The sequence below is a fragment of the Agrobacterium radiobacter genome (assembly GCF_040801995.1).
In the GTDB taxonomy this organism is placed as follows: domain Bacteria; phylum Pseudomonadota; class Alphaproteobacteria; order Rhizobiales; family Rhizobiaceae; genus Agrobacterium; species Agrobacterium radiobacter.
Window position 1 is genome coordinate 47,770 of sequence record NZ_JBEGHX010000002.1, and the last position, 24,990, is coordinate 72,759.

At 50.5% G+C, this 24,990-nt stretch carries 19 protein-coding genes and 1 pseudogene; 7 read left to right on the forward strand and 13 right to left on the reverse strand.

The genetic code is table 11. The features are described 5' to 3' along the window. The first annotated feature begins 38 nt into the window (after positions 1–38). Together MRBLRC7O_RS14245 and MRBLRC7O_RS14250 are read left to right on the forward strand one after the other, a co-directional pair. Positions 39–5,654: a trifunctional serine/threonine-protein kinase/ATP-binding protein/sensor histidine kinase gene (locus MRBLRC7O_RS14245; protein ID WP_367727467.1), complete on the forward strand. Its 5,616-nt coding sequence runs from the start codon at positions 39–41 to the stop codon at positions 5,652–5,654. An 11-nt stretch (positions 5,655–5,665) separates the two neighbouring features. Continuing rightward, entirely contained in the window at positions 5,666–6,028 is a 363-nt protein-coding gene (locus MRBLRC7O_RS14250) for a response regulator (protein WP_111801720.1), read from the forward strand. A gap of 40 nt (positions 6,029–6,068) precedes the next feature. Here the strand turns inward: MRBLRC7O_RS14250 and MRBLRC7O_RS14255 are convergent, their stop codons facing one another. The 5 genes from MRBLRC7O_RS14255 to MRBLRC7O_RS14275 form a co-directional block, all read right to left on the reverse strand. Further along, complete coding sequence (locus MRBLRC7O_RS14255) at positions 6,069–8,372, reverse strand: PAS domain-containing protein (protein WP_112354863.1); 2,304 nt, start codon at positions 8,370–8,372, stop codon at positions 6,069–6,071. 202 nt (positions 8,373–8,574) lie between these two features. Then, complete coding sequence (locus MRBLRC7O_RS14260) at positions 8,575–9,465, reverse strand: LysR family transcriptional regulator (protein ID WP_112354862.1); 891 nt, start codon at positions 9,463–9,465, stop codon at positions 8,575–8,577. A gap of 77 nt (positions 9,466–9,542) precedes the next feature. Further along, positions 9,543–10,511 (reverse strand): LysR substrate-binding domain-containing protein, encoded by a 969-nt coding sequence (locus tag MRBLRC7O_RS14265; RefSeq protein WP_236731809.1) that lies wholly within the window; start codon positions 10,509–10,511, stop codon positions 9,543–9,545. 11 nt (positions 10,512–10,522) lie between these two features. Further along, positions 10,523–11,971, reverse strand: coding sequence for a mechanosensitive ion channel family protein (locus tag MRBLRC7O_RS14270; RefSeq protein ID WP_112354861.1), 1,449 nt, complete (start codon positions 11,969–11,971; stop codon positions 10,523–10,525). Between the two features lie 111 nt (positions 11,972–12,082). Further along, a complete protein-coding gene (locus tag MRBLRC7O_RS14275) occupies positions 12,083–12,703 on the reverse strand; it encodes a glutathione S-transferase family protein (protein ID WP_111801716.1) in 621 nt (206 codons plus the stop codon). Positions 12,704–13,026: 323 nt separating this feature from the next. Between MRBLRC7O_RS14275 and MRBLRC7O_RS14280 the strand changes: the two genes are divergently transcribed. The 5 genes from MRBLRC7O_RS14280 (at position 13,027) to MRBLRC7O_RS14300 (ending at position 17,612) form a co-directional block, all read left to right on the forward strand. Further along, positions 13,027–13,665 (forward strand): response regulator transcription factor, encoded by a 639-nt coding sequence (locus MRBLRC7O_RS14280; RefSeq protein ID WP_112354860.1) that lies wholly within the window; start codon positions 13,027–13,029, stop codon positions 13,663–13,665. A 67-nt stretch (positions 13,666–13,732) separates the two neighbouring features. Continuing rightward, a complete protein-coding gene (locus tag MRBLRC7O_RS14285) occupies positions 13,733–14,104 on the forward strand; it encodes a response regulator (RefSeq protein WP_060726432.1) in 372 nt (123 codons plus the stop codon). Positions 14,105–15,018: 914 nt separating this feature from the next. Next, positions 15,019–15,549, forward strand: coding sequence for an adenylate/guanylate cyclase domain-containing protein (locus MRBLRC7O_RS14290; protein ID WP_367727714.1), 531 nt, complete (start codon positions 15,019–15,021; stop codon positions 15,547–15,549). Positions 15,550–15,901: 352 nt separating this feature from the next. Continuing rightward, positions 15,902–16,492: a hypothetical protein gene (locus MRBLRC7O_RS14295; protein ID WP_111801606.1), complete on the forward strand. Its 591-nt coding sequence runs from the start codon at positions 15,902–15,904 to the stop codon at positions 16,490–16,492. A gap of 151 nt (positions 16,493–16,643) precedes the next feature. Beyond that, positions 16,644–17,612 carry an alpha/beta fold hydrolase gene (locus MRBLRC7O_RS14300; protein WP_112354859.1) on the forward strand — a complete coding sequence of 323 codons (969 nt, stop codon included), beginning with the start codon at positions 16,644–16,646 and terminating at the stop codon, positions 17,610–17,612. 220 nt (positions 17,613–17,832) lie between these two features. Here the strand turns inward: MRBLRC7O_RS14300 and MRBLRC7O_RS14305 are convergent, their stop codons facing one another. From MRBLRC7O_RS14305 to MRBLRC7O_RS14340, 8 genes and pseudogenes are all read right to left on the reverse strand, one after another. Continuing rightward, the gene (locus MRBLRC7O_RS14305) at positions 17,833–18,594 is read right to left on the reverse strand and encodes an SDR family oxidoreductase (protein WP_112354858.1); all 762 of its coding nucleotides are present in this window, start codon (positions 18,592–18,594) and stop codon (positions 17,833–17,835) included. Positions 18,595–18,651: 57 nt separating this feature from the next. Next, positions 18,652–19,131: a carboxymuconolactone decarboxylase family protein gene (locus MRBLRC7O_RS14310; protein WP_060726501.1), complete on the reverse strand. Its 480-nt coding sequence runs from the start codon at positions 19,129–19,131 to the stop codon at positions 18,652–18,654. Between the two features lie 220 nt (positions 19,132–19,351). Continuing rightward, positions 19,352–19,999: a response regulator transcription factor gene (locus MRBLRC7O_RS14315; protein WP_060726436.1), complete on the reverse strand. Its 648-nt coding sequence runs from the start codon at positions 19,997–19,999 to the stop codon at positions 19,352–19,354. A 518-nt stretch (positions 20,000–20,517) separates the two neighbouring features. Continuing rightward, a complete protein-coding gene (locus tag MRBLRC7O_RS14320) occupies positions 20,518–20,931 on the reverse strand; it encodes a hypothetical protein (RefSeq protein WP_060726437.1) in 414 nt (137 codons plus the stop codon). A 198-nt stretch (positions 20,932–21,129) separates the two neighbouring features. Beyond that, on the reverse strand, positions 21,130–21,783 hold the full coding sequence (locus tag MRBLRC7O_RS14325; protein ID WP_111801602.1) for a response regulator transcription factor: 654 nt from the start codon (positions 21,781–21,783) through the stop codon (positions 21,130–21,132). A gap of 162 nt (positions 21,784–21,945) precedes the next feature. Continuing rightward, the gene (locus MRBLRC7O_RS14330) at positions 21,946–22,728 is read right to left on the reverse strand and encodes an alpha/beta fold hydrolase (RefSeq protein WP_060726502.1); all 783 of its coding nucleotides are present in this window, start codon (positions 22,726–22,728) and stop codon (positions 21,946–21,948) included. A gap of 229 nt (positions 22,729–22,957) precedes the next feature. After that, the gene (locus MRBLRC7O_RS14335; protein WP_060726439.1) at positions 22,958–23,701 is read right to left on the reverse strand and encodes an SDR family NAD(P)-dependent oxidoreductase; all 744 of its coding nucleotides are present in this window, start codon (positions 23,699–23,701) and stop codon (positions 22,958–22,960) included. A 225-nt stretch (positions 23,702–23,926) separates the two neighbouring features. Beyond that, positions 23,927–24,973 (reverse strand): annotated as a pseudogene (locus MRBLRC7O_RS14340) (alpha/beta hydrolase); the annotation flags it as partial. Positions 24,974–24,990 lie beyond the last annotated feature (17 nt).

Here is a 24,990-nt window from a genome sequence, read left to right on the forward strand (position 1 = left end):
ACTAGCTTAGACAACCCACCAGCAAGTTAGTGAACAATATGTCGACGTCCCGTACATCAACTGGCTCCGAGCAATCGGTCAACCCACCGAATCCCGAAGCAGTCAAAGCGGCAATTCGGTTTCTTCTCGGAAGAGAGATAACCGGCTTAGAGGTCCTCACGTCTGATATGGGCGTCACTTCGTTTCGTGTTACCGTCGAGCCGGGTACCAGCGTCATTGCGATATTGAGTCACGATGGCAAATCCGCTGAAAGAGCTAATGCTCGTCTTCAGAGGGAATACGATTTGCTCGCAGGAGTGAGTTGCCCGGCAATCTTCGAACATCTTTGCACCTATAGTCACAATGGACAGTTGGTCCTGTTGCTGAGGGATGGCGGTGAGAATAAATTTCCTGAGACCATCACTGAGCCCATTGACGGAAACCTCCTAGAAAGGCTGGAAATTGCTTATCAGTTAGCGGTTTCCGTCCGCCAAACACACGAATTAGGATTGTGTCATGGAGATATTCGACCCAAGAATTGTCTAATAGATCCCACAGGCAACTTAAAACTGATCGGGTTTGGGCTTGCGGGACAACGGATAAATGAACGGTACAGCTACAAACCGATCGATGTCATAGCTGGCACACTGGCCTACATGTCACCTGAGCAAACCGGTAAGGTGAACCGGGCGGTAGATTTCAGAAGCGATCTCTACGCGGTCGGAGTAACGATGTTCGAACTCCTTACGGGTTCGCTCCCTTTTCAAGCTCAAGACACACTTGAGTGGACCCATCGGCACCTCGCACAGAGATCACCTCGCCCCAGCGACCGCTGTAGAGCGCTGCCTCCTCAGATCGAAACGATCATTTTAAAGCTTCTTGAGAAAAATCCTGACGACCGGTATCAGTCCTCGAAGGCCCTTGAAAATGATCTCCTACGTTGTTTAACAGATCTTAAGTGCGCGGAGTCCGTTGCATCTTTCCAACTGGCCACTACCGACCTCGTAGTCCCAAGCACTGTTTCGGCGCTGTTCGGACGGAACGAACCTCGGCAGCTATTAGCCAACACTGTCAACCGTGTTATCGAAACCGGCGAGAGCGAACTTGTTCTCGTATCTGGACCTCCCGGCATAGGAAAATCCTCGCTGATTGAGGAGCTGTTTCGTTGGCTCTCCGGAAAACCAGTTTTTGTAGCGTCGGGAAAGTTTGATCAGCACCGATGGGATGTGCCTTACGCTACAATAGCGCAAGCGTTTTCAGTGCTAGTTAAGCGGTTGTTGGTGAAGGAAGAAGCTGATCTAGCCGAGTGGCGAGAAAAATTAGCAACTGCACTCGACGGGAACGCGCAACTGATTATCGATATGATCCCGGAACTAGGTCATATCCTCGGTCCTCAGCCGACAATCTCACCCTCAGATATGACAACCGCGGTCGTGCGGTTCTATTTTGCCTTCCGCGCTTTTATAAATGTATTCGCGACGGACGAGCACCCGTTGGTCCTGTTTATCGATGATTTGCAATGGCTCGACGCTGCTACGCTCGACCTCATAAACAAACTCACCAGCGACGCTGTGTTCGGGAACGTCCTCATTGTTGTCGCATATCGCGATGAAGATGTTGAGAAAAACGCAATGCTCTCAGGTGTTTTAGAAGATTTGAGCTCAACTCGGACCCCGTCAACACACATCAAACTTGAACCCTTGCAGAAGCACGAACTTCAAGAGATGCTTGGAAAGTCACTTTCCACGCCACCCGATAGAATTCATGCTCTTGCCGAGCTAGTCGGTGAGAAAACAGGCGGGAATCCGTTTTTTGCCTCTCAATTCGTACGTCAGCTCGCTGCTGAAGGATCGCTTTTCTTTGAGCAAAGCCGAGCACGATGGGAGTGGAATACAGCTGCGATCAGCAAGAAAGGTTTGACCGATAATGTTGGGCAACTCTTGGCCATGCAACTCAATCGTCTACCAGAGTCATCACGTATCGCGATCGCTCGGCTATCATTGCTAGGAAACGTTTCCGACGTCCGTACGGCAGCGCTCGTTTTAGGGACAAACCAGAAAGCGCTAGAGGAAGTAATCGACCCTGCGGTCAACGCCGGGTTGGTAAGGCTCACAAGCAACACGCTATCGTTCGTTCACGACCACATCCAGGCTGCGGCATACTCGTCATTTGAACTAGTTACGCGCACAAGCGAACACCTTAGGATAGGGAGGCTGTTGCTCGCGAACATTGAAAAGAGCGAACTCGAAGAGAGAATCTTCGAGCTAACAAACCAGTTCGATCGAGGTTTCGATGCAATCACGACACAGGAAGCAGCAGTTGTCGCTGAGCTGTACCTTCTTGCCGGAAACCGGGCAAAGGCAGCAAGCGCTCATTCATCTGCAAGAAAATATTTTGAGCGCGGCCGCTTACTGATCGCCGATGATTGGCAGGATCATTACCCGCTACTATTTCAACTGGAATTAAACCAGGCTGAAAGTGAGATTGTTACGGGTGCGTTCGAAGCCGCCGAGAAACGACTATCGACGCTGCTGACTACTGCGTCGGGGTACGCTGATCGAGCTGCGGTAGTTTGTCTCTCCGTGCTCCTATTTTTCACGACAGGCCGAAGCAGTAAGGCAGTCGATATTGGCGTCTCATTCCTAAGGACTTTGGACCCTGAATGGCCGGAGAGTGCAATCGAGGACGATGTCCGGGCAGAGTTTCAAACGCTGCGCAGCAATCTTGCAAACTTGCACTTCGCTGACATCGAAAAAATGCCTGAGATGTCAGATCCTGCACTCATGGCAGCAGTATCGGTCATGACAGAAGTGTTCCCAGCAGCGTATGCAGTGGATCGCCGGTTGATGGAATTCCTGCTACTGAAGATGACGAATCTAAGTCTCCATCATGGGCTCAGCGAAACCACGCCAATCGCCTACTCCGCACTAAATATGGCGGTCGGCGTGCAATTCGGCGACTACAAAACCGCCTATGATTTTGGCGAGCTCGCACGCCGACTTGTTGAGCGGAGTCGCGGAGGCAGATACAAAGCTAGGGTTTATTCTCTGTTTTCCGGGTTTACGACTCCTTGGATTAAACCTTTGTCGGAGAGCACACCGCTCATGGCTGAGGCGTTTCGAATAGCTACCTCCACTGGCGACTTAGCGTTTGCAGCTTATAATACCAGGAACCGGATAACCCACGAATTTATGAGCGGCAAACCATTGGATGCCGTGAGGTTAGAAGTTGAAGCTGCCGTCGATTTTGCATCAAATATTCAATTGGGCCTTCCAACTGAAAAGTTTTTCAGCCAGCTACGATTAGTCCGCAAGCTTCTCGCCCGCGATGTCACTGTCTCACCCGATGAAGATGCTTGGGCGACTAGAGAGACCGCTCCCCAACCCGGCGTCGCGATGATGATAGGCTATCACTGGGTCTTTAGGTTGATAGAACATTATCTCACCGAAGATTTTATTGCTGCACGACTCGCTGCCGAAAATGTTGAATCAATTCGGTGGGCAATGAGGTCCTCCATCGAGGAGGCCGAGCACTGTTTTTATGCAGGGCTAACGTACGCAAAGCTTGCTGAAAATGTGGGCTTGTCTTCAAGCAGTCGAGCGACTTATCTTTCTAATCTTCGCCGCCATCGTGATCGAATGATAGAATGGGCCGATAACTGCCCGGAAAACTTTCGATGCCGGGAGGCGCTCCTCAGTGCAGAATTGGCAAGGCTAGAGAAGAGAGATAGTGAAGCACAAGCACATTACGAAAAATCGATCAGGCTAGCTCGCGCCGATCGATTTCTGCAGATCGAAGCACTCGCTGCCGAACTTGCGGGACAATATTTTGCATCGCAAAAATTGGCCATTGCGTCTGACGCCTATCTGAATGTTTCAAGGGAGTGTTTCGACAGATGGGGCTGTGTTGCTAAGACTCGCCTATTGGATTTGCGATATCCTCACCTTGCCAAGAAACCGCAATCTGACTTTCCGTTGCAAACGGTCGAGATGCCAGTCGCGGCAATGGACATTGAGGCGGTTGTGAGAGCCTCAAAAGTTCTCTCCGGCGAGATGGTCTTAGGCAACCTCCTCGAAAAGTTTATACGGCTTATAATTCAACATGCTGGCGCAGAACGCGGTGTACTGCTTCTGTTCAGCAACGGTGAATTAAACATTGAAGCGACGGGCACCACCGATGTCGGTACGATCAAAGTAGTCGTAGAGCAACGTCGCAACGACCCTACCGATCTTCCTAGCTCAGTGGTCAAGTACGTTCTCAGAACTAAAGCACCGGTTATACGTAACGAGCTTACACCCGGGGTCCTCGATGAGGACGATCCGTACCTGAAAGACAAACGTCCGCGCTCGTTTATTTGCCTCCCAATCTTAAACGCCGATAATGTCATTGGGCTCCTATACGCTGAAAATCGTCTGATGCCTGGTGTGTTCTCGTCGAACCGCGTTGCAATTCTGGATTTTCTGGCGTTTCAGGCAGGGTCATGGCTAGCAAATTCGCGATTGTATTCGAACTTACAACGCAACGAGACCTGGCTGAGGGAGGCGCAGCGATTAAGTTCAACAGGAAGCTTTTTCTGGCGCGACAACTTAGACGCTATTGAGTGCTCTGAAGAGATCTACAGAATATTTGAAATTTCTAGAGACGCTGCGGTCACAATCAGCCTGATTAAGACGAAAATACATCCATCTGATCAGCAGGTTTTTCGAGAGTTAGTTGATAATGCGCGCCACTCGGGAGAGGACGTCGACCGACAAGTGAGACTTCAATTTGAGAATGGGACGACGAAAGATATTCGAATTGTTACCCATAGTGAGACCGACGAAATTGGCAGACGGCGTCATCTTGGTTCAGTTCAAGACGTAACGGAGATACAGCGAGCTCAGGATGCGTTGATTCATCTTCGGTCTGATATGGCGCAAGTTTCTCGCGCTGCGACGCTAGGCGTGCTGACAGCATCTATTGCTCACGACATAAGTCAACCGTTACTTGGGATAGTAGCCAGCGCCGAGACGGCACAACTCATGTTGAGTACGGACCCAGCAAACCTTGAAGGTGCGATCCGAGCTGCGAAAAGAGTTGAGCGCGACGGATATCGCGCTGCGGAAACAATAAAGCGTCTACGAAGTCTTTTTGGTCAACGCAGCACGGCCATCGAACCCGTCGATATAAACCTCATAGTCAATGAAGTTATCGCTCTTGTAGCGAGCGAACTCGATGGAAGTGGTATAATTGTCTACACTGACTTTGCGCAACACCTCTCACTCGCAGCTGGAAACCGGATACAGATCCAACAAGTCGTCCTGAATTTGCTTCTGAACGCAATTGAAGCGACGGCTCCAACCAGCCGAGAACCAAAGTGCATAAATGTTCGAACTTCGGTTTCAGCAACAACTGAAATACGCGTTGATATCAGCGACAATGGTATCGGATTCAATCCGGCGATTAGCGATAAATTGTTCGATGCGTTTTACACTACGAAGTCGGGCGCCATGGGTGTTGGCCTTTCAATTAGTCAAGCAATCCTCCATGGATTTCAAGGACGTTTGTGGGCCTCATTGAATCAGGATTGCGGAGCAACCTTTAGCTTTACTCTACAAGACGCTTCTGAAATCGGCGCTGGTCGTTTGTCGGCGGTGTCGCAATTTCCCACCGCAGAATACGGCGCGCGGGAGTAAGTAGGAACGGCATGAGAGATTCATTGCTCATATCAATCATTGACGATGATGAATCAGTAAGGGAGTCCCTACTCGACTTGCTTGAAGTCTTTGGCTACCAAGTAAAAACTTTTGCGTCCGCATATGAATTTTTGGACTCACCGCTACTTCCTGAAACAAACTGTTTGATACTCGATATCACTATGCCAGGTATGAGTGGTGTAGCGCTGAACGTCGAGCTCCGACGCCGAAACATAAAAATTCCCGTCGTATTCATGACCGGACATGCGCACGAAGCAGCAATCTACGAAGCACAAAAAGCAGGAACGTGTCTTTTCAAGCCGTTTGCAAGTCTAGATCTGAGATCCGCTATAGAACTCGCAATCAACACATAGAATGCGCTGAACCGGACATTACTCTCCAGTTGCTAAATCTCTAAGCCGCTGATCGTTCATCGACAAGCATAGGAAGTGTGAACGTAAACCTGGCGCCAATAGGCAACACATTTTCAGCCCATAGGCGTCCACCGTGGGATTCAATAATAGAACGGCAGATAGCCAGCCCCATTCCCATCCCCTGCTCCTTTGTCGTAAAAAATGGCTCAAATATTCTATCGAGATTTTGAATGCCTATACCGTTGTCCGTGATTTCGATCTGGACAAAATCATCGAGTAGTGAAGCTCTTACTTTCAGTATCCTATTGGGAGAAACCGTTTCCAAAGCATCAAATGCGTTTCTCACAAGATTGATAAATACCTGTTGGATTTGCACACGATCAACGGATACCGGAGGTAGACCAGGTACACTCTGTATTTCCATGCGCACGTTTCGTTGCAAAGCCTCCTCAGTCAGGAGCTCGCGAGCTTCCGCTAACACCGAACCAAGTAACTCTGGTTGCCGCACGTCGCTGCTGTGTCTGAACAGTGCCCTGATCCGGTTCACAACTGCTGTGGCAGTTGTTGCACTTTTAATCACGCGGTTCATTGCTTTCTCGGCGCGATCAAGATTGGGCGGGGTTGCCAAAAGCCATTGTTGGCAGGCATCTGCACTCGATATTACTGCCGCAAGAGGCTGCCCGACCTCGTGCGCGATAGAAGCGGTTAGCTCTGCCAAACTGGCCGCTTCGCCAGCTTTCGCCAAATTTCGCTGCGCCTGCCCCAATTCTTCCTGAGCTCGCATCCAATCATCGATATCGAGACACACGCCATTCCATTGAACGATTTTGCCGTCATTGTCGCGCATCGCCGAAGTACGCGTTTCTACCCATCTGTATTGGCCATCGTGACGTCTCAAGCGATGTCGGTGAAGGTACGGTTCACCGGTTGCAAGACAATGGCCATACTTTTCCCGTACCAGGTCCAGATCGTCGGGGTGGATAATTGAATCGAGCGTTCCATCCAGGCGAGTTTTGCCCAACTCATCCTTATCCTCCAAGCCAAACCCGAGATATTCCCGCAATTTTCTGCTGCGATAGATCGGCTTGCCGTCAGGTGCGGCACAGTAAATGAGGGCTGGAAGTGTCTCGACTAGCTCTTGCAAGGCGTGCTCACTATCGCGAAGTGCACGTTGTACCTGCATCTCGTCATCGACATCGATGGCTAGGCCAAACCACTCCGTTATCTGTCCCGCAGAATTTCGTAGAGGCTCAAATCTTCCATCTGTCCATCGATAATTGCCATCCGCTGATCGTCTGCGGTATCGCGTCAAAAAAACTTTTCCGTTTCTGATCGCTTCTGTGGCGCTTGAACTAATCCTAGAAGCATCATCAGGATGTACGAGCTTCATCGCCGCAACGCTCATCTCATTAAAAGTCGCCTGCTGAAGACCTAGTTCTTCGAGGTAGCGCCTACTTATGTATGAGACATTACCTTCCGGTGTCCAACTGCAAACACGGGCTGGAAGAGCGTCGATCAACTGCTGCAAATGACGCTCACTACGTTTCAGGGCTTCTTCCACTTGCACTTGCTCGTCTATGTCATGACAAAGACCATACCATTGCAGTATCTCACCGTTGTCACCACGCGACGCTTCAGCTCGGCTGGACATCCATCGATAGGCACCATCGAACCGCCGAAGCCGATATCTTAGGAAAAAAGCTTCTCCCGTTTCGAGTGATTGGCTCATTGCAGACTTGAAGGCCGATCTATCATCGCGATGGATCGCCATCTCGATCATTGTGTCCAGGCGGCCTATACCGTTGGCCCCAATATCTTCGACCGTACGCCCCAAGTAATCTGCCATTTTCGTATTGAAAAAGTTGAGCTCTCCACTTTCTGAGAGCCTCCACAGATTACTAGGCACGGCGTTTACGAACTCCAGCAACTCTCTCTCTCGGTTCCGAAGTGCATCAACGGTCCTTCGGTGGACCTCAATATCAATCGACCTACCTTGTCCGACCGGGTCTTCATGTAGGCTATTTGGCGTGTTTTCGATTACGTTGAGCAATGATGGTAGGCGTCTTGCGATAACGCTTGTCCCGAGAGCGACCAGAAGAAATTCCACCCAAGTAGCAGCTCGCTCTCCGACCCCGCTTTCGCTGTGAAGTGCAATTAAGGCTCCCAGCAATCCCAGACAAAGTATCGATAGCGCGTACTTGTACGCACGTTCTTTAATAATCAGGGCAAATAGGATCAGAACCGGCAGAAGACTAAAAATGCGGTCTGTCGCCCAGTACACGCTCACGCAAACCAGCGCCAAGCCTGCAAGCAAAACCGACCGTCGAACAGTTAATTCAGTCATTCGTGAAATCTCTGTTGAAGACGGGGCTTAGTAGTTCAATTTTGATACGACCCGGGGCTATCACGTCCGACTCCCGTCAGCGTCGAAATTTTTGGTACGAAATTCGGCGGACAAAAGTAATGCAGCATCGTTTTACAACCAAGCGGCCACAGCGCGTCCAACACGCTTGGACGGCTTCAATATGTGGTGTGTTTGGCTACCCTCAACGAAAACTCCGGACGGTCTGTGCCACAAAGTCGATCAAAAGCTGCATTTTTCGATTTGGCATTCGACCGTAAGCATGCAGCGAGATCAGCGGAACCTTCTCTAAACGAAAATCTGGAAGCAGCATGACAAGCGATCCGTTGTCTATGTCTTCTTGTACAACCCGTTTGAGCAAGTGTGCGGCACCCAATCCACTGAGCGCCGCCTCCCTTATGCCGCTCGCAGAGTCCAGATCAGCTCTCCCCTTAGGCTGAATTTCCATACCACCAGAAAAACGAATTGGGTAGGCGCGACCGCCAATAACGTATCTCGCAAATGGTAGCTCGATCAGGTCATGGATACTGCGTACATCAGGATAAGTTTTCACGAATGATGGTGCGGCAACCAGCACCATCTCAAGATCCCCGAGCTTTCTCGACATCAGCCCGCCCTGTTCAGGATTCCCCACGCGAAAAGCGATATCAAATCGGTCTCGCAGTACGTCGATGTGCCGATCACTCATGCTTACTTCCAATGAAATAGCAGGGTAGGATCTCATAAACTCATTGAAGATTGGACCAATCAGATAGCGGCCCATCTCGCCAGGAAGGGTGACTCTAAGATGTCCGGACACACCGTCGTGGGACTGGACCGCATCAGCAGCACTTTCAAGTTCAGGAAGCAGCGGCTCAACTTTTCCGTAAAAGGCTTCTCCCTCGGCAGTAAGAACCAGCGTCCTGGTCGACCGAAGAAATAGCTTAACTCCTACGAGCGCCTCCAGCCTTGTAACGCTTTTCGATACAGAAGAAGGAGTGGCACCAAGTGTTTTGGCTGCGGCGCTAAAAGATCCTGTCTGAACCGTCCTTACGAACGTAACCAGCCCAACGGCTTCCTCCAAAAGACCGATCATCGCGGCTATCTTCCTTGTTCAAGTTACCGATGTGGCTGGAACCAGCGCCATGGAGAAACGCTGCGGTTCCGTACGAGCTAACAGCTAGTCGGTGTGTATGCTGTCACTTTGGGGACTTCATCAGCAAGAAAATCAACGAACGAGCGCACAGCGGGTAGAAGGCCGTTTCGGTATGGTATGAGCGCGCTCATACGCGCATCTGCGGCGATCCAATCAGGAAGAATGTGACGTAACTTTCCAGACGCCAGTTCCTGCCGACATATGTATCCAGGGAGCGCGGCCACACCAAGATGGGCGCAGGCGGCCTCCTTGAGAGCAATCATATTGTTGCTCAAGAACCGTGGGTCAATCGACACATCTACAGTTTCGCCATTCCGGCTTTTTAGCTGCCACCTTTCGGCACCGTGACGGTCCATTGATAACGTAGCGTGGGCGGTGAGGTCCTTCGGCTCAGCAATTAAACCAGCGCGGTCGAGATAGTCAGGGCTTGCAAAGATATGCCATGGCACTGCTGCAATCGCTTTCTGAACAAGAGTGGAATTCTGTAGAGCTGCGACATGTCCCCTCAAGGCAAGATCAAACCCTTCCCCAACGATATCCACCAACCTGTCGGTGGCAATTTGAACGATTTTTACCTTTGGATACTTGTTCAAAAAAACGGGAATGAGATCACTCATCGCGAATTGGGCGATTTCTACAGCAGTCGTCATTCGGATCGTACCGCTAGGCTCGACCAAGCGTTGCCGCATGAATCCTTCAGCTATGTCTGCACTCGCGAGCAACTGCAGGGCATGTTGATAAAACTCATTACCAATATCTGTCATACCGAAATGACGAGAGCTTCTGTTGATGAGCCTGAGCCCCAGAGATCCTTCAAGTTCTCGTACTCTATGGCTCAGTGTGGATTTTGACACACCAAGACTACCACTCGCAGAGGTGAAACCTCCCCGATTGACGACATGAACAAAGAAGTAAACGTCCTTGAGATCAAGCCTAGGCATCTGGGACGGCATATCAAAATACCCTTTTCTGCTCAGCGTTGCCATTCGGGCAAACATCAAAGGCTACCAAATGCAGAGCGAATTGTGCGTATGAGGTCAGCTTTGACCTGCGGAGAAACGACAGGTTCTTCCCCATTTCGTTGCGGTACACGGGCCTGAGTAAGTCGACGGTTTATATCGTCGACGAGGAAAGTTCGATTAGACAGCAAGTTTTCGAAATCAGACTTTTCAATCTCGTAGAACGTCGTGAGCGTAGTAGCCCTGGCTTCATGAACTTCTGGTTCGCCAGTGATCATACTTTTGGCACCCAAGTAGTCGCCAGGCGCAAGCCGGACGATTTCTTCGCTGTCGTCATTCAAGCTAACGATGCCAGAATTAATTAGCAGAAAACTTTTCGCGACTTGCCCCTTTGAGGTAAGTGTCACACCGGCATTTACCTCCTTCAATTTTGCAGAAGCAACGAGAGTGGAACGCTCGTGATCTGTGAGACCTTCTAGTAAAGGTGCAGAGTCGAAGAGCTTTTCAGATGCCGTGCGCTGGGACGTCGGCAGACTTTCAAATATCTGCGAACCGATAGGTTTTGCTAAGGTCAATCCATTTGCAAGACAGTGTTGATAGACCAAATCTATGACTTCGTTCCGGGCGATACCGCGTTGTAGCGGTCCAGGAACACGAAAATGGAGCTCCATCTCAAGAGCAGCGCCATTCATACCCACAACGGCCACGATTGGGGGTGGCTGTTGGATTATGCTGTTACAATTGCTCAATGCCTGCCTAAGTGCATCAACTGCAAACCGGGGTCTTTTGGTCGGGATAATTCTCAAAGGAAGCGTGATCAGGTGATTTTCGTCTGGCTTGCTAATGTTCGTCAGGCCTTGTTTCGCCAGGACACTATTCGGCAGGACCACCACATTGTGTGCGTACGTGAGAATGTAGGTTGAGCGCCAATTGCTGGCTACGACTCTCCCCTCGACACCATCACTTAAGAGTATCCAATCACCGAGCACGTAAGGTCGGCCCAAGGTAAGGGCTATCCCAGAGAAGACGTCACCGAGAGTATTTTGAAGCGCCAAACCCAAAATAATCGCGACGATCCCCGAAGTGGCCAACAACGTCCCAATTGGGACCCCGAAGACAAAGGCCATAACGGAAAGCAGGACGCCGAGATAAGTCATCGCGACCAAGAGGTCCTGTATTAATCTGGCCTCGCGCGGCATGCCATCAAGTACGATGTAAAGGCGCACAAAACCAATTGTGGCCCATGCCATATGGGTCCACCACAGAATTTTCGCTGAAACAATTAGCGTGGTATGGCTATCAATCTCGGAGGCATTGAACCGAAAAGGCGAAACGTTTGTGAAAACGAGTGTCCCCGTCATTACCAGAAAAAAAGCGATCTGCGTAACAAGTCGCTCTGTTGGTCTGGAGCGACCTTGAATGTGCCAGATCACGATGCCTGCAACACCGAGAAGATTTAAAACAATGATAGAAACAGAAGTTGCCATGGATCGCACTCGATTTGGGGTCAGCTCAAGCTCGTCAGGTCAATAAGGATGACCAGTTTGCAAAATGCTCTGTTACTACAAGCTGACTAACCACTTGATGGGGGACGAAGATTAGTCGGTCTCGAAGTTGCCCTTCGCGAATATCGGCAACCAATCATGCTGAGATTTTACCAGGTCCAGCCAACGGTTAATGGCTGGAAAACGCTCCATGTCATAGCCGCCCTCGGTTGCTAGCGAAACGTAACCAAACACGGCAATATCAGCGACGGAGTAACGCTCACCAACCAGCCACGAATGCTGTTCGAGCCAGAACTCAAGCTTATCTAGACCTTTGTACCCATCACTCTGCAGCTGCAAAATTCGCTCTCGGTGGGCGTCTGCCATACCCCTAATGTGGTAAACCCGAGGCCATGCCAGATACTTCTGAAGGTCCCCTTGCTCGTAGAACATCCAGCCCAGCGCTTGGGAATTGAGGTATGGATCATCAAAAAGGAAATCGCTGCCTTCCGCCAAGTTTAACAAAATCGCCGCTGACTCCACGATGGTACGGCCGTCTGATAGCTGGAGAACAGGAACACGAGAAAACCGATTGAGCTCGGTGAACGCCTCCGTCCTTGTTTCCCCGCGCTCCAACTCAAGCGAAATACGCCGAAATGGTCGTTTAAGTTGGTTCAGAAGAATCCTAACTTTCCAAGAGTTTCCAGAAAGTCGGCTATCGTAGAGTCTCAACATTCCATCCCTCGCATGCATGTTCCGCGGACGTGAGGGTAACGTGAGGCCAAGCGCTTTGGCTATTAAATCAAGGTTTAAGGTGTCGACCGAAGTTGAGCATAATTCGAGGCCACTTGTGAACGCAGAACGTGATACCAACGAACGAAGCGGGTGTAATTTCAATTCAGCCTAGCGGTGGTAGCCACCGGCACATCCCTCAACTCGCAATAGGCTTCTTCGTTCATTTGCAATGAGATAGCAAACGTTGGTTTACTTGCCCCTAAGGGGAGCACTAGTGCAAAGTTGGTATAGCCAACAGTCCAACAATGGCGGGAGGAAATTTCATGGCGGTCGCTGCCAAATCCCTCGACAAGATGCCCGCATCGCGGCAAATCGTACACATAGTTGAGGACGACGAGCTTTTTCGTCTTTCCTTGCAGGACCTGTTTCTGTCCCTCAGTATTGAGACAGATGTGTTTGGTGATGCTAACGACTTTTTTTCCCGAGCATCTAGAGGTACCGGCGGCTGCGTTTTGCTAGATGTGAGACTACCAGGGGTAAACGGCATCGAGTTCCAGCGTGAGCTGGAAACACGAGGATATGAGCTGCCAGTGATTTTTATGACTGCACATGGAGATGTCGCAACCAGCGTAAATGCTATGAAAGCCGGGGCGGTCGATTTCCTGCAAAAACCCTTACGGACCTATGAATTACTAGACGCGATCAGAACAGCCTTTGCGATCGATAGCGGGCAGCAAGAGCAGAGAGCTTATCGCCAAATTATTCGCGAGCGCGCTGAGACCCTAACTCCACGCGAAAAGCAGGTTCTCGGGCTAGTAACAAGCGGGCTTATGAATAAACAAGTCGCATATGAACTCGGCATAAGCGAAATCATGGTTAAGCTACATCGAGGTAGCGTCATGCGAAAAATGGAGGCCACGTCGCTCGCGGAACTCGTTCGGCAATTCGAAATGCTTGACTAGACGTCCATATTATTTGCAATTCAATCCTGCCCCGTGGTCCAATCTGCCCGTGAATGTCCGAGGTGAAATGAACTCCGAACTTTTTAAAGCGGTAGCGATAGTGGACGACGACCCATTTCTGCTGGAGTCATTGCGCGATTTCTTTGACGCAATGGGCATCAGGAACAGAATTTACAGATCGGCCGACATCTTCCTTCAGTCTGGTGAGCTTGACCTAGCACATTGTGTACTCGCAGACCTGAAAATGCCGGGTACCAGCGGTATAGAGCTGCTAGAAATTATAGTGAAGCGTGGTGGCCCCCCTGTCTGCATAATGACCTCATTTTCAGATGCGCGCACGCGGATCGCGGCTAAAGCGTCGGGCGCTGCAGCATTTGTCGAAAAACCCATCAATTCTGCTGACCTGCTCGCATTCATTGATGGCTGCTACGCTAGATGAGTGCCTGTCCCGATGCGCCCCCGAAATTGAACGTAAGTTTAGCTGCCGATACGCGAACCTAGATGTAAAAATGAAAATCGGGCCATTTCTAACACGCCGAAGCGTCCGAAGTTACGCGTAAAGCCAAATGCGCGAGATCGAAATCCTTCGCCGTCAACAGTCTTGGTGGAGAGATTCCGTCTTTTCCGCATCTGTATCGGTGGTGGAATAAACTCTCCAGTCGAACGGGAATGAGCATCATATGGTCTTTCCCCCAAAGTAGAACTGAGGGCGAAGAAATGGATTGCAGCTATCGGGGGACGTTACAGCAGTGGCTCTCAACTGCTCTTCGGAACGAGCCAAGTGCTCCCGCAATCTTCAAGCAATTCTGCGATCGACTTAGTGAGGCAGGCCTAGCTCTTAGTAGGTGTACCCTACATTTTCGCGTCTATCATCCGCAGTGGCTCGGCACGCGAATTATTTGGTGCAGGGACAGAGAAGAAGTTGAAGAACAAACTATCGCTTACGATGTTGAAGCCACGGACGCTTTCCAACGCAGTCCATTTCACCGTGTTATCCTAACCGGCAAACCGATCCGGCAACGGCTTCAGATAATAGGACCTCATTTATTCCATTTGTATGACGAGTTGAGAGCACTGGGTCACTCAGACTATTCGGCGTGGCCATTAGATCATACGCAAGGGCGGCGTCATCTCATAACATTCTCAACTGATAGACCCGACGGGTTCCAGGAAAACGAAATCAATCTCATTAGTGAAATTCTACCACTATTTTCGCTAGTTACTGAGATCCGGCTAAAGAACCAATTCGCCCGGACATTACCCGAAACATACGTAGGTCCACATGCGAGTGAGCAGATTTTGGATGGTGCGACCACGCGCGGCAGTGGTGTCACAGTCCGGGCTGCTATCATGATGTGCGATCTCCGAAACTTCACTCAGATGTCATCCCGCAAACCCCGAGATGAGGTCATCAGCGTACTTAACGACTATTTTGACATCATTTCTGAGCCTATTGAGCGATACGGTGGTGAAATCCTAAAGTTCATCGGCGATGGCTTATTGTCGGTGTTTCCGTTAGATCGACCTGATGCGTGCGGTCGCCTGCTGGCAGCTGTAACAGATGCTCATGCGGCGTTAGAACACAGAGATCCACTACATCATCCGATAAACTTCGGGACCGGAGTCCATCTGGGAGAGGTTATGTATGGGAACATTGGATCTGCGCGCCGACTAGACTTTACGGTTATCGGAGAGGCCATAAACCTCGCATCGCGCCTGGAAAGTCTCACAAAAACTCTTGGACGCCAAGTTCTGATATCGAGAGAGTTTGTGCAAGCAGCGAACTGTGAGTCAAGAACAGAATTTCTAGGGGCGCACAAGCTTAGTGGGTTCGACAACTCGATTGAAGTGCACGCTCTGAAATTGAAACGAAATCATTCTTGATGGAGCAATGGAAACGCGCAAGGCATTCCACGTATCCTCTTTCGTTTGTTACGGCACAGGAAGGAAAGTACCCTTCAACGGTGCCTGGCGACCCCGATCATCTAGTCTCTGGGTTCTCCAGGTCGCGTACCCCCTTCGTTTATCATCTCGTGCCACCAACTCGCTTGGCCAACAAACCTCCGTATAGCTGTGAACTGAGTTTAGAGCTGGGTAAAAATGGTCGCGCGGCGATGGGATCATTCCATCATTAGCGACTCATCCAACGATAGCAGTTCTGTATTCACAGATGAAACTTAAGCCACATTTCGCTTTCCTCGAAGGCTGACCTGGGCTGCTCTAGCGGAGCTTTAATATGCCAGTCACATCGTACATGGAGTACATCAGGGACCTGAAGGATACCATCGAACGCGTTAGGGATAAGCCCTACGACTACTCTCACGCCTCGATGGAGACGGCGATCTTTAAAAACGGCTACGGATACAAGAGTAGGGAAATCCTGAGCCATAATAGACTGGTCTCAGAATATCAGATGGGTGCGCTGAACCAATACGACTGGCAGCCTGATCGTGGAGGCATTGGTCGGTCGGAGATCGATGAGTTTTTCAGTCTACCAGAGATCTATGCCTACTCTGATAGAGCGCTTACAGCGACGAGAAATCCCTTGTCGAAGGCACATTGGGACGCGACCATAGGACTTTTTGAAATCGTCGTATGCGAACGGAATAGCCTGCCGAGAATGCAAAGAATGCTTTTCGCAGGGTTCAACGACAGTATCCATGCAGAATTTTTCCTTACGACTGATCGGGACCTAATTGTCCACGATCATATCCTTGGGACGCAACTTTTTGAGTGGCAGACAGCAGATGTAGATATTGGTCGCACGCTCACGGCAACGATGACTTCCAACTACCCCTCACGAAATTCACCGAAAATCGAGAGCTAAACACATTGTAATACGCCCTAGAAGAAGGGAAACCTATGTATAGTTTCATCAATTATTACAGATCGATAGCGTCATTTCCCTGACCAAAAAAAATGAATATCAATTTTCACTGGTCAGGCTCGCTTCCAATACTTTCATTAGGAGACCTGAAATGAATATTAGATCCATGACTTCTTCTCGGAGAGGCGTTATGGCAGGGACGCTCATCGCCGCGACAGCTGCAGCTATCAGTTCGGTGCCTGCTGAGGCAGCCGATAAAAAGAAAGCGTCCAGTGTAGGTCCGCGTGACTTCGGGTATGTAACCTCGAAAGACGGCACAGCGATCTTCTTTAAAGACTGGGGCCCAAAGGATGCGACTCCAATCGTTTTCCACCACGGATGGCCGCTGAGCAGCGATGACTGGGATAACCAAATGCTGTTCTTCCTATCGAAAGGCTATCGTGTCGTTGCTCACGATCGCCGGGGACATGGTCGGTCAGCACAGGTCAGCGACGGTCATGATATGGACCACTATGCCGCCGATGTCGCTTCTGTCGTTGAACACCTCGACCTCAAGGGTGCAATTCACGTTGGGCACTCAACAGGAGGCGGTGAAGCAGCCCACTACACAGCCAAATTTGGCAAGGGGCGCGTTTCTAAGCTCGTACTGATCGGTGCAGTTCCACCGATTATGGTAAAGACCGCAAATAATCCAGGCGGACTACCGATCGAGTTTTTTGATGATTTCCGTACTGCTTTGGCAGCGAACAGATCGCAATTCTACTACGATGTGGCAAGCGGTCCGTTTTACGGGTTCAACCGCGACGGCGTTGAACCCCAAAAGGCACTCATCGAGAACTATTGGCGGCAGGGTATGACCGGTGCTGCAAATGCCCATTACTACGGCATCACAGCTTTCTCAGAAACAGACTTCACCGACGATTTGAAGGCAATCAGCGTGCCGACCCTCGTGTTGCACGGCGATGACGATCAGGTAGTCCCGGTGGAAGACTCTGCGGTTCTCTCTGCTAAACTTTTGCGAAACGCGACACTCAAGATCTACAAGGGCTTCCCTCATGGGATGGCCACAACGCACGCAGATCTCATCAACGCTGACATCCTAAAGTTCATTGAAGGCTGACAATAACGTCAGCTCATTCTGGACATATTCAGCCTGGTTCGGTTTACCGGACCAGGCTTTTTCTATGGAGGTACCGTCGGTAAGCTTACCAAATTCTGATAAACTATCGTAGCAACGACACCCATTAACCCTGCGGAGTTGAAGAAAAAAAAGGGGCCGCGTTCTCGCGACCCCTTATATCTTTATCAATAGAGACTGGCGGCGAAGGTCGCCGCTAAGATTACCGTCCAGGTGGCGGCGTAGCGGTCTTCACCCACTCTGAGTATCGCGTCTTTCCAACGCGAACACCAACTCCCGGCATGAGCGTCTTGTCATCGAGCAACGCACCGAAGTATTTCGTCTGATTATCAACTACGATCTCTCGGCGATCACCAATCTGGAGAAGGTACTTCTCAACTGCCTCCGAGATCCGGATCGGCTCAGGGCCAGCGATTTCGACTATACCATTGCGCGGAGCACCCAAGGTAAGATCCGCAAGTGCGTCTGCAACGTCGTCAGAGAAAATGGGCTGCATCATTGCGGGCGACAAATGGATTTTATCACCTTGAGTACCCGATTGCGCAATTCCGAACATAAATTCGAAAAACTGCGTCGAATGCACAAGGGTGTATGGGATTTTTGCTTCCCTGATGAGTTTCTCCTGAGCCAATTTCGCACGGAAATATCCACTGTCCTGCAGGCGATCCGTACCAACCACAGAGAGTGCCACGTGATGCTTCACTCCGGCCTTAGCCTCTGCTGCCAACAAGTTTCGTCCTGAGGTCTGGAAAAACTCCATGACCGCCTTGTCTTCAAATGAAGGTGAGTTCGCGACGTCCACAACGATATCAACGCCCTCCAACACCTGAGCCAGGCCCTCGCCCGTGATTGTGTTCACGCCCGATGCTGGTGAGGCCGCGATAACTTCGTGGCCCTTGGCTTGCAAACGAGCGACAAGCTTGGAACCAATCAGGCCGGTTCCACCAATAACGACAATTTTCACTGTTCTCTCCTTGAGTTTGGTTGCGTTAGGCGCTTCACCGCGCCGCTAGCGCAGTGATTATTTCAAACCCGAGCTATCGAGCCCGAGCATCGCATCTGAGGAACCTGGCACCGATTTGAAGCCACTATTCACACGTGTCCAAGCGTTGGCGGCCATGACGACAAAGGTAAGATCAGAAATTTCTTTTTCGCTTAGTTGCGTGCGGACACGCTCATAGATGTCGTCTGACACGCCCAGATCCGGAAGTTTGGTCAGAACCTCAGCCCAAGCCAAAGCAGCACGCTCTCTCGGTGCGAACAACGTAGACTCGCGCCACGCGGCCAGATGAAAAAGTCGAAGTTCGCGTTCGCCGTGAATCTTCGCCTGCTTGACATGCATGTCGATGCAAAAGGTGCAATTATTCAGCTGAGCTATGCGAACGTTTACTAGATCACGGATTGACTCTTCGACCGCACTTTCCTTCGTAGCGGCCACGAACTCCACGAACTTTTTCGTAATGTCCGTGGATTCCTTTGCGAAATTAACGCGCTGTGTCATTGTTTCATTCCTAGCTTGTGTGAAGATCGCCTCTTCTTGTGGCGATCTTCCTCAACCCTAGGCGAATATCGAACGACGAATAGCTAAACGTAGGTTTGGGGAGGTCTCTTACGTTCTTGCAAGCATCTGAAACATCGAATGAATTTAGCAGGTAGCGCTTTTGCTTTTGCGTACAGCGTAAGCGCTGAGGAACCTTCTGACGAGTTTGATGCTCGAACCGTTACGAAGCGCTGTCGCGTGTCAACTGTTCGACTTTGCGAACTAAGTCAGCCAATGATCTTGTTTGCATCTTGCGCATAACGCTCATTCGATGAATCTTCACGGTCATCTCGCTTATGCCAAGCTCATAGGCGACCTGCTTGTTCATCAAACCACGAACCACAGCAAACATTACTTCGCTTTCACGTGGCGTCAGGCTTTCGGCCAGCGATCGAATTTGGTCAATTTCTGCATCAATCTTCCGGCGCTCAGTATCTAACTTTATGGCGTGGTTTACCGCTTGCAACAAATCCTGGTTCGTAAAGGGCTTTGTTATGAAGTCAGTAGCACCCGCTTTCATCGCACGAACGCTCGTTGGTATATCCGCATAGGCTGTCAAAAAGATGATGGGTAGCCTGCATCCTATTGATACCAGCTGCTTCTGGAGATCTAGCCCAGTAACGCCCGGCATCCTGAGATCAACAACGACACAACCGGGCACAGTTTTATCAGCAAATTGTAGGAATTCAGTTCCACTGGAAAACGCCACCGCCCGCTGTTTTGTCAGCAGGAATAGGTCGAGCAAAGATTCGCGCAGGTTTTCATCGTCATCCACTACATAGATGATTGGATCAGCTGAGGGGTCCGGCATAGCTTGAGCAGATTGCATGATTTTGCCTCGATCGAGATTTCGCCATCCACACCAGCCTCGTGTAAACCACCTGGCCAGGTGATTCAGAGGCCGCACAGGCGCAAATAGGAAACCTCAAGTTGCGACGATTATAGGTCGAACTAAGCATACCATCACTTCGGTTCAGATGGACCATAAACCATGGTTTATATGCGTGCCAACCACGTCAATAGGAGCTGCTTATGATATCCAGCTTACAACGTCGCTAGTTCCCAGGTCTGTCTCGGGCTACCACGGGCGTTTTCTTGTTTCCGTGAGATTTCTAAATGAGTGAATCAGAGGCGGAGCCGGATGGGTGGGACGCTCGGCTGCCAGTTCGTTGGCCGCAGGACGAAACCGGAAAAATCCCTGCGTTCATCATCTCCATCATGTCCGGTTAACACGGCTCACAGCCTTGAGATATTTTCATTCGACGGACATTGCATCCCAAACGATGGTTTGCCCGGAAAGGAACGCCGAACGTCGACGTCCTGCATTCCCTACCCAAGCTCGCCAATTCAAGCCCGCACTAATTTCCTCTGGCTAGACGCCCAGATTGTCGCAGCAATCCCGATGATTGCAGGGAGGCTAACGGCAGGGAAATCACGGATAATAACCGACGATGAGCAAATACCGACGGCCACTTCCCACAAATGAAAGGTGCCATGCGCAATGAGCCACAATGTTGCAGCACCCCACAGCTCGATGCGCCGTTCCTCACGAAAAACGCCAACAATAAAGGCTGCCGCTACAAACCCTTGAATAATCCCGATATCACGAATGAAATGCTGGTTATAAAAGCCTGTATCTGTGACGCCCGGTACAAAATAGTACCAGCTCTCGGGATTGTAGAGCATGTGGAGCGACAGCCAACTTGCCAGTAGGACGTTGAACCAGACCATCCCCAGAGCGATATACTTCATTGCTTGCATTTTAACCTCCTACGTTTGAGCAGGACAAAGGCTAGCATTGTGCACCTACAGGCACCTCCCAAACAAAGGTTTAGGCATGCCATCCATGAGCAGATGGATCGTTGCATATAGGGTCGTGTAAATGGGTCACGGCTGGTGGGCCCCGTCGTTGATTAATTTCAGGACCACAGGGGCTTATCTGCCGCAGCCTGGAACACACTATGTTGCGTGTCCGAAATGTTTGCGGAGCAGTTCAGCCTTCCTAACGAGCTCTGGAACGGATGCAGCCTGCATCTTCTTCATCATCCGACTTCGATGAAGCTTGATCATCATTTCACTTACGGACATTTCGCGCGCTATATCCTTGTTTAGAAAGCCCTCCACTACGAAGTTCATCACCTCTCTCTCACGAGGCGTAAGCGTTTCTATGCAGAACAACGTGTTTTTGCGCTCAGTAGCCTGGAGCCGCCGCTCGGCATTACGCCGAATTGCCTGTCCCGTAGCTGAGAGGACTTCATCCCGGTTGAGCGGCTTCAACAGGAAGTCATCAGCTCCACTTTTCATAGCTTGAACGGATAGGGCAACAGTTCCCCTCCCCGTCATAAAGACAATGGGAACCAAACATTTTCGATCAGCCATATGCTGCTGGATTTCGAACCCATTAGCTCCCGGCATGTAGATATCTAAAAGAATGCACCCTGCTCTTTCCAGATCTGCGTGAGCAATGAATTCATCGCCGCTGCTGTAGCAAGCCGCGTGCATATTCTCGGACTCAAACAGGTCGACCAAAGATCGACAGAGGTGAGCATCATCATCTACAATATGTATCGTAGAATTGTTTGGATCTAACGTCAGATCGCCGAAAAACTGCATTTCCCGCTCCCCAAACCGCAGTGCAGTAAGAGCTTATAGCGGTTCCACTACGCGGTATCATATCGGCAACGGATAAACACCTATACGAAGGTTCCAGGCAGAGTTCATTTTCTAGAATCTGGTACTACTGACAATGCTATGCACCACCAGTAGTGGTCTGCCTCATCGTGTCGCTTCGGCCGCCTCTTCGATCACCTTTGACACTTCCTCCGGGTGTGAAATCATAACGGAGTGCGAGCCGCCCTTGATAGCGTACGTCCCTCTCGAATGTGCTCGTTCTGCCATCCATTGGAGTGTAACGGGCGGTATGTTTTTGTCTTGGTCACCATAAACGAACCAGGATGGGGTCATTTGCCACCGAGCATTAAACGAATGTTCCATCAGAGCCGTGTCAGCTACCGGCCTCTGGCTCGCAGCCATCAGTTGCGCAGTCGCGATGGGAACGTCTGCAGCGAATTGCTGCGGAAATTTATCTTTGTCGATGTAAAGATCGCTCGACCCATCGGCGAGAACAACAGGGTTCGAGAGTGTTGAAGAAAGTGTACTACCTGGGTTCTTTCCGGAAAGATCCACAGCAGATTCTCCTGGAGCGGGTGCAAACGCCGCAACGAAAACAAGCGCTTTGACATTTCCCGTGTCAGCAGTCGTCTCGCTCATTACCGAGCCGCCATAGGAATGCCCGACTAATACCACTGGATCGTTTAAGCCCTTCAGAAAACGAGCCAGGTAGTCTGCATCGGATTTCAAACCTCTGAGGGGGTTAGCAACTGCGACTACTGAGTAACCGTCGCTCTCCAACCTTGAAGCAACTCCGTTCCAGCTTGAGGCATCAGCAAACGCGCCGTGGACAAGGACAATCATCGGCTTTGAGGTCTCGGCATTCACATGGGTGAATGACGCAGCTAAGAGCGCAGCACATGCTGCAAAAGTGACCTTCTTGCGCATCAGGCTTCCTTTTTTCATATTTTTCGAGAAACCCGCCCAGGCTTTCCAAATACAGCTTTAGAGTTGAGCGAGCGCGTCTCCATGATGAAGGCGCTCGCAAATTTCCGCTATTGGGTCTCGACCGACAACCTAAACAGAGGTTTTGGCGACTATCGCTTTCGTTTAGGTGTCGTCGCGACTTACCGCGGATTTGTGATTACACTTCGGGTTTGCCCGAGTATGCAGCGCGTCAAACAAGTGACATGCCTCCATCGACGTGCAGCTCAACTCCGTTTAGGAAGCTGTTGGTTGCAAGAAGCAACGCTGCCTGTGCCAACTCCTCGGGTCGGCCAAACCGACCCACCGGAATGACGCTCGACATCTCCTTCTCCATAGAAGGGAGATCGGCTTCATCGATCCCAAGCTTCCCCAAAATCTCAGTTTCAACCGGGCCAGGGCTAAGGATGTTAACGCGTAGCCGCCTCTCCTTATATTCGATAGCCCAGTTTTTCGCGAAAGCTGCGAGAGCAGCTTTCGAACCTGCATAGACTGTATGCTGCGGCAACACCTTGGTAGCCGCCAGCGAACTGGTAACGATGATATTGCCGCCATCACGAATAAGAGGAGCAATTGCCTGCACGCCGAAGAAGACGCCACGACTATTTACCGCAAAATGCTTGTCATATTCCTCAGCACTTACCAGATGAGACGGTGAAAGATTTATGACTCCAGCGTTGGCCATATAGATATCTATCGTGCCAAATCGATTTTTGATTTCTGCAGCTAACTTTCCATGAAACTCAATGTCAGCAACGTCACCGCAAAATGCGATAGCGCCAGCCCCTATCTCTTGAACCGCGCTATCCAATGCGTTTTGGCGGCGTCCGGTAATAACAACCTGGGCTCCGTGTTCGGCAAATAGTCGTGCAGTCGCCTTGCCTATACCGCTGTTCCCACCAGTAATTATCGCGACTTTTCCATTTAGAGATTTCATTTTCAGACTCCGTTTTCGACACGGAGAATTTAATGGCAAGGTCTGTTCGCGTTTAGCGGTTTGCCAGGAACAACTGGTGTTCCTCCAGCTACGCAATGGATCAAGCGCCATTCAGATGTGAAAACCTAACAGGTACGACTCCGCGGTGGTACATCCGCGAGCGACGACGGTGGCTCGCGGAGACACAGCCGTCGTCCACCGCTATCCCCCTTGAAAAGGGGATCCTCAAATTTGCCAAAATGGACGCTTTATCTCATGGAGCTGACGACGGGGATCGTCCGCCTTGGCTCTACTTCGGATGAGTTCAACCATATCAGCTTTGACGCCAGGATTGGACAAAAAGTAGCTGTGCCCAATCAAGTCTCCCCGTCCTGAAAATTCGATGAAATCGACCAAGCCACCCATGTGAGTTCCTGTCCATTTGGAAACAAGGTCACTCTTGTTTTGGGGAAGGTGTCCGATAGCCAGCTGCCCTAATCGCAAAGCGCTACCGAAAAGAAGCTTCGAAGCTTTCAATGCCTCATCTCTTCGCGATGAATAAATCGTAAGATGCATCGCTCCCTGGGTCGGCAGCATACTGGGACTTGCCCGGCGGCCAAATGCCAAATCGGGGTCAGAGACCCATGCGAAGAGCTTGGAAGAGGCGACGTCTAAATCGATATCGGGAGCGAAAAAGACAGCGTTGGCGATTTTGTAACGCTCCCAGAGCGAGGATCGGCTGACATACGCTTCAATGGCTAGCTGCTGGATTACACTGGCAAGGACATCGGTTCCCCTGCTATGCGCCAATAAATGCAGCCGCTCAACTCCTTTAGTTTCAGAGATGATCCGGATAGCTTTTTTGAAATCCGCAACAGCGAATTCGCTCGATTCTCTGTCAATATTGTATCCGAAGAACGATCCACCTGATCCACCGGCTGGCCACGTCAGTACGACACAGACAAATTCACTCTTCAGTGATCGGCAAATGTCTCCCGTAGCGAGTGCCGCGCTGTCAAACTTCGTATTGTACCCATGAATAAACACGACGACCTCTTTGCGCCGAGCTATTGCAAGACGGCGTGCAACTTCCGCCCGCAGTGCCGTGGCTGCTTGCTCGTGTGCTTTGATCGATAATGGCGTACGACGTAATCCATTCTCAGTCATTTCCACCCCATAGGGTGCTGCGGGGAAACGACCTATCTCGGATACGGTGCTGACCCGCCAAAGATTGTCACCTGGCGTAATGCCCCTCTTCATCGTTAGAGATCCAAAACTCAAAAACATCGAACGGTAACCGATGTTCTATC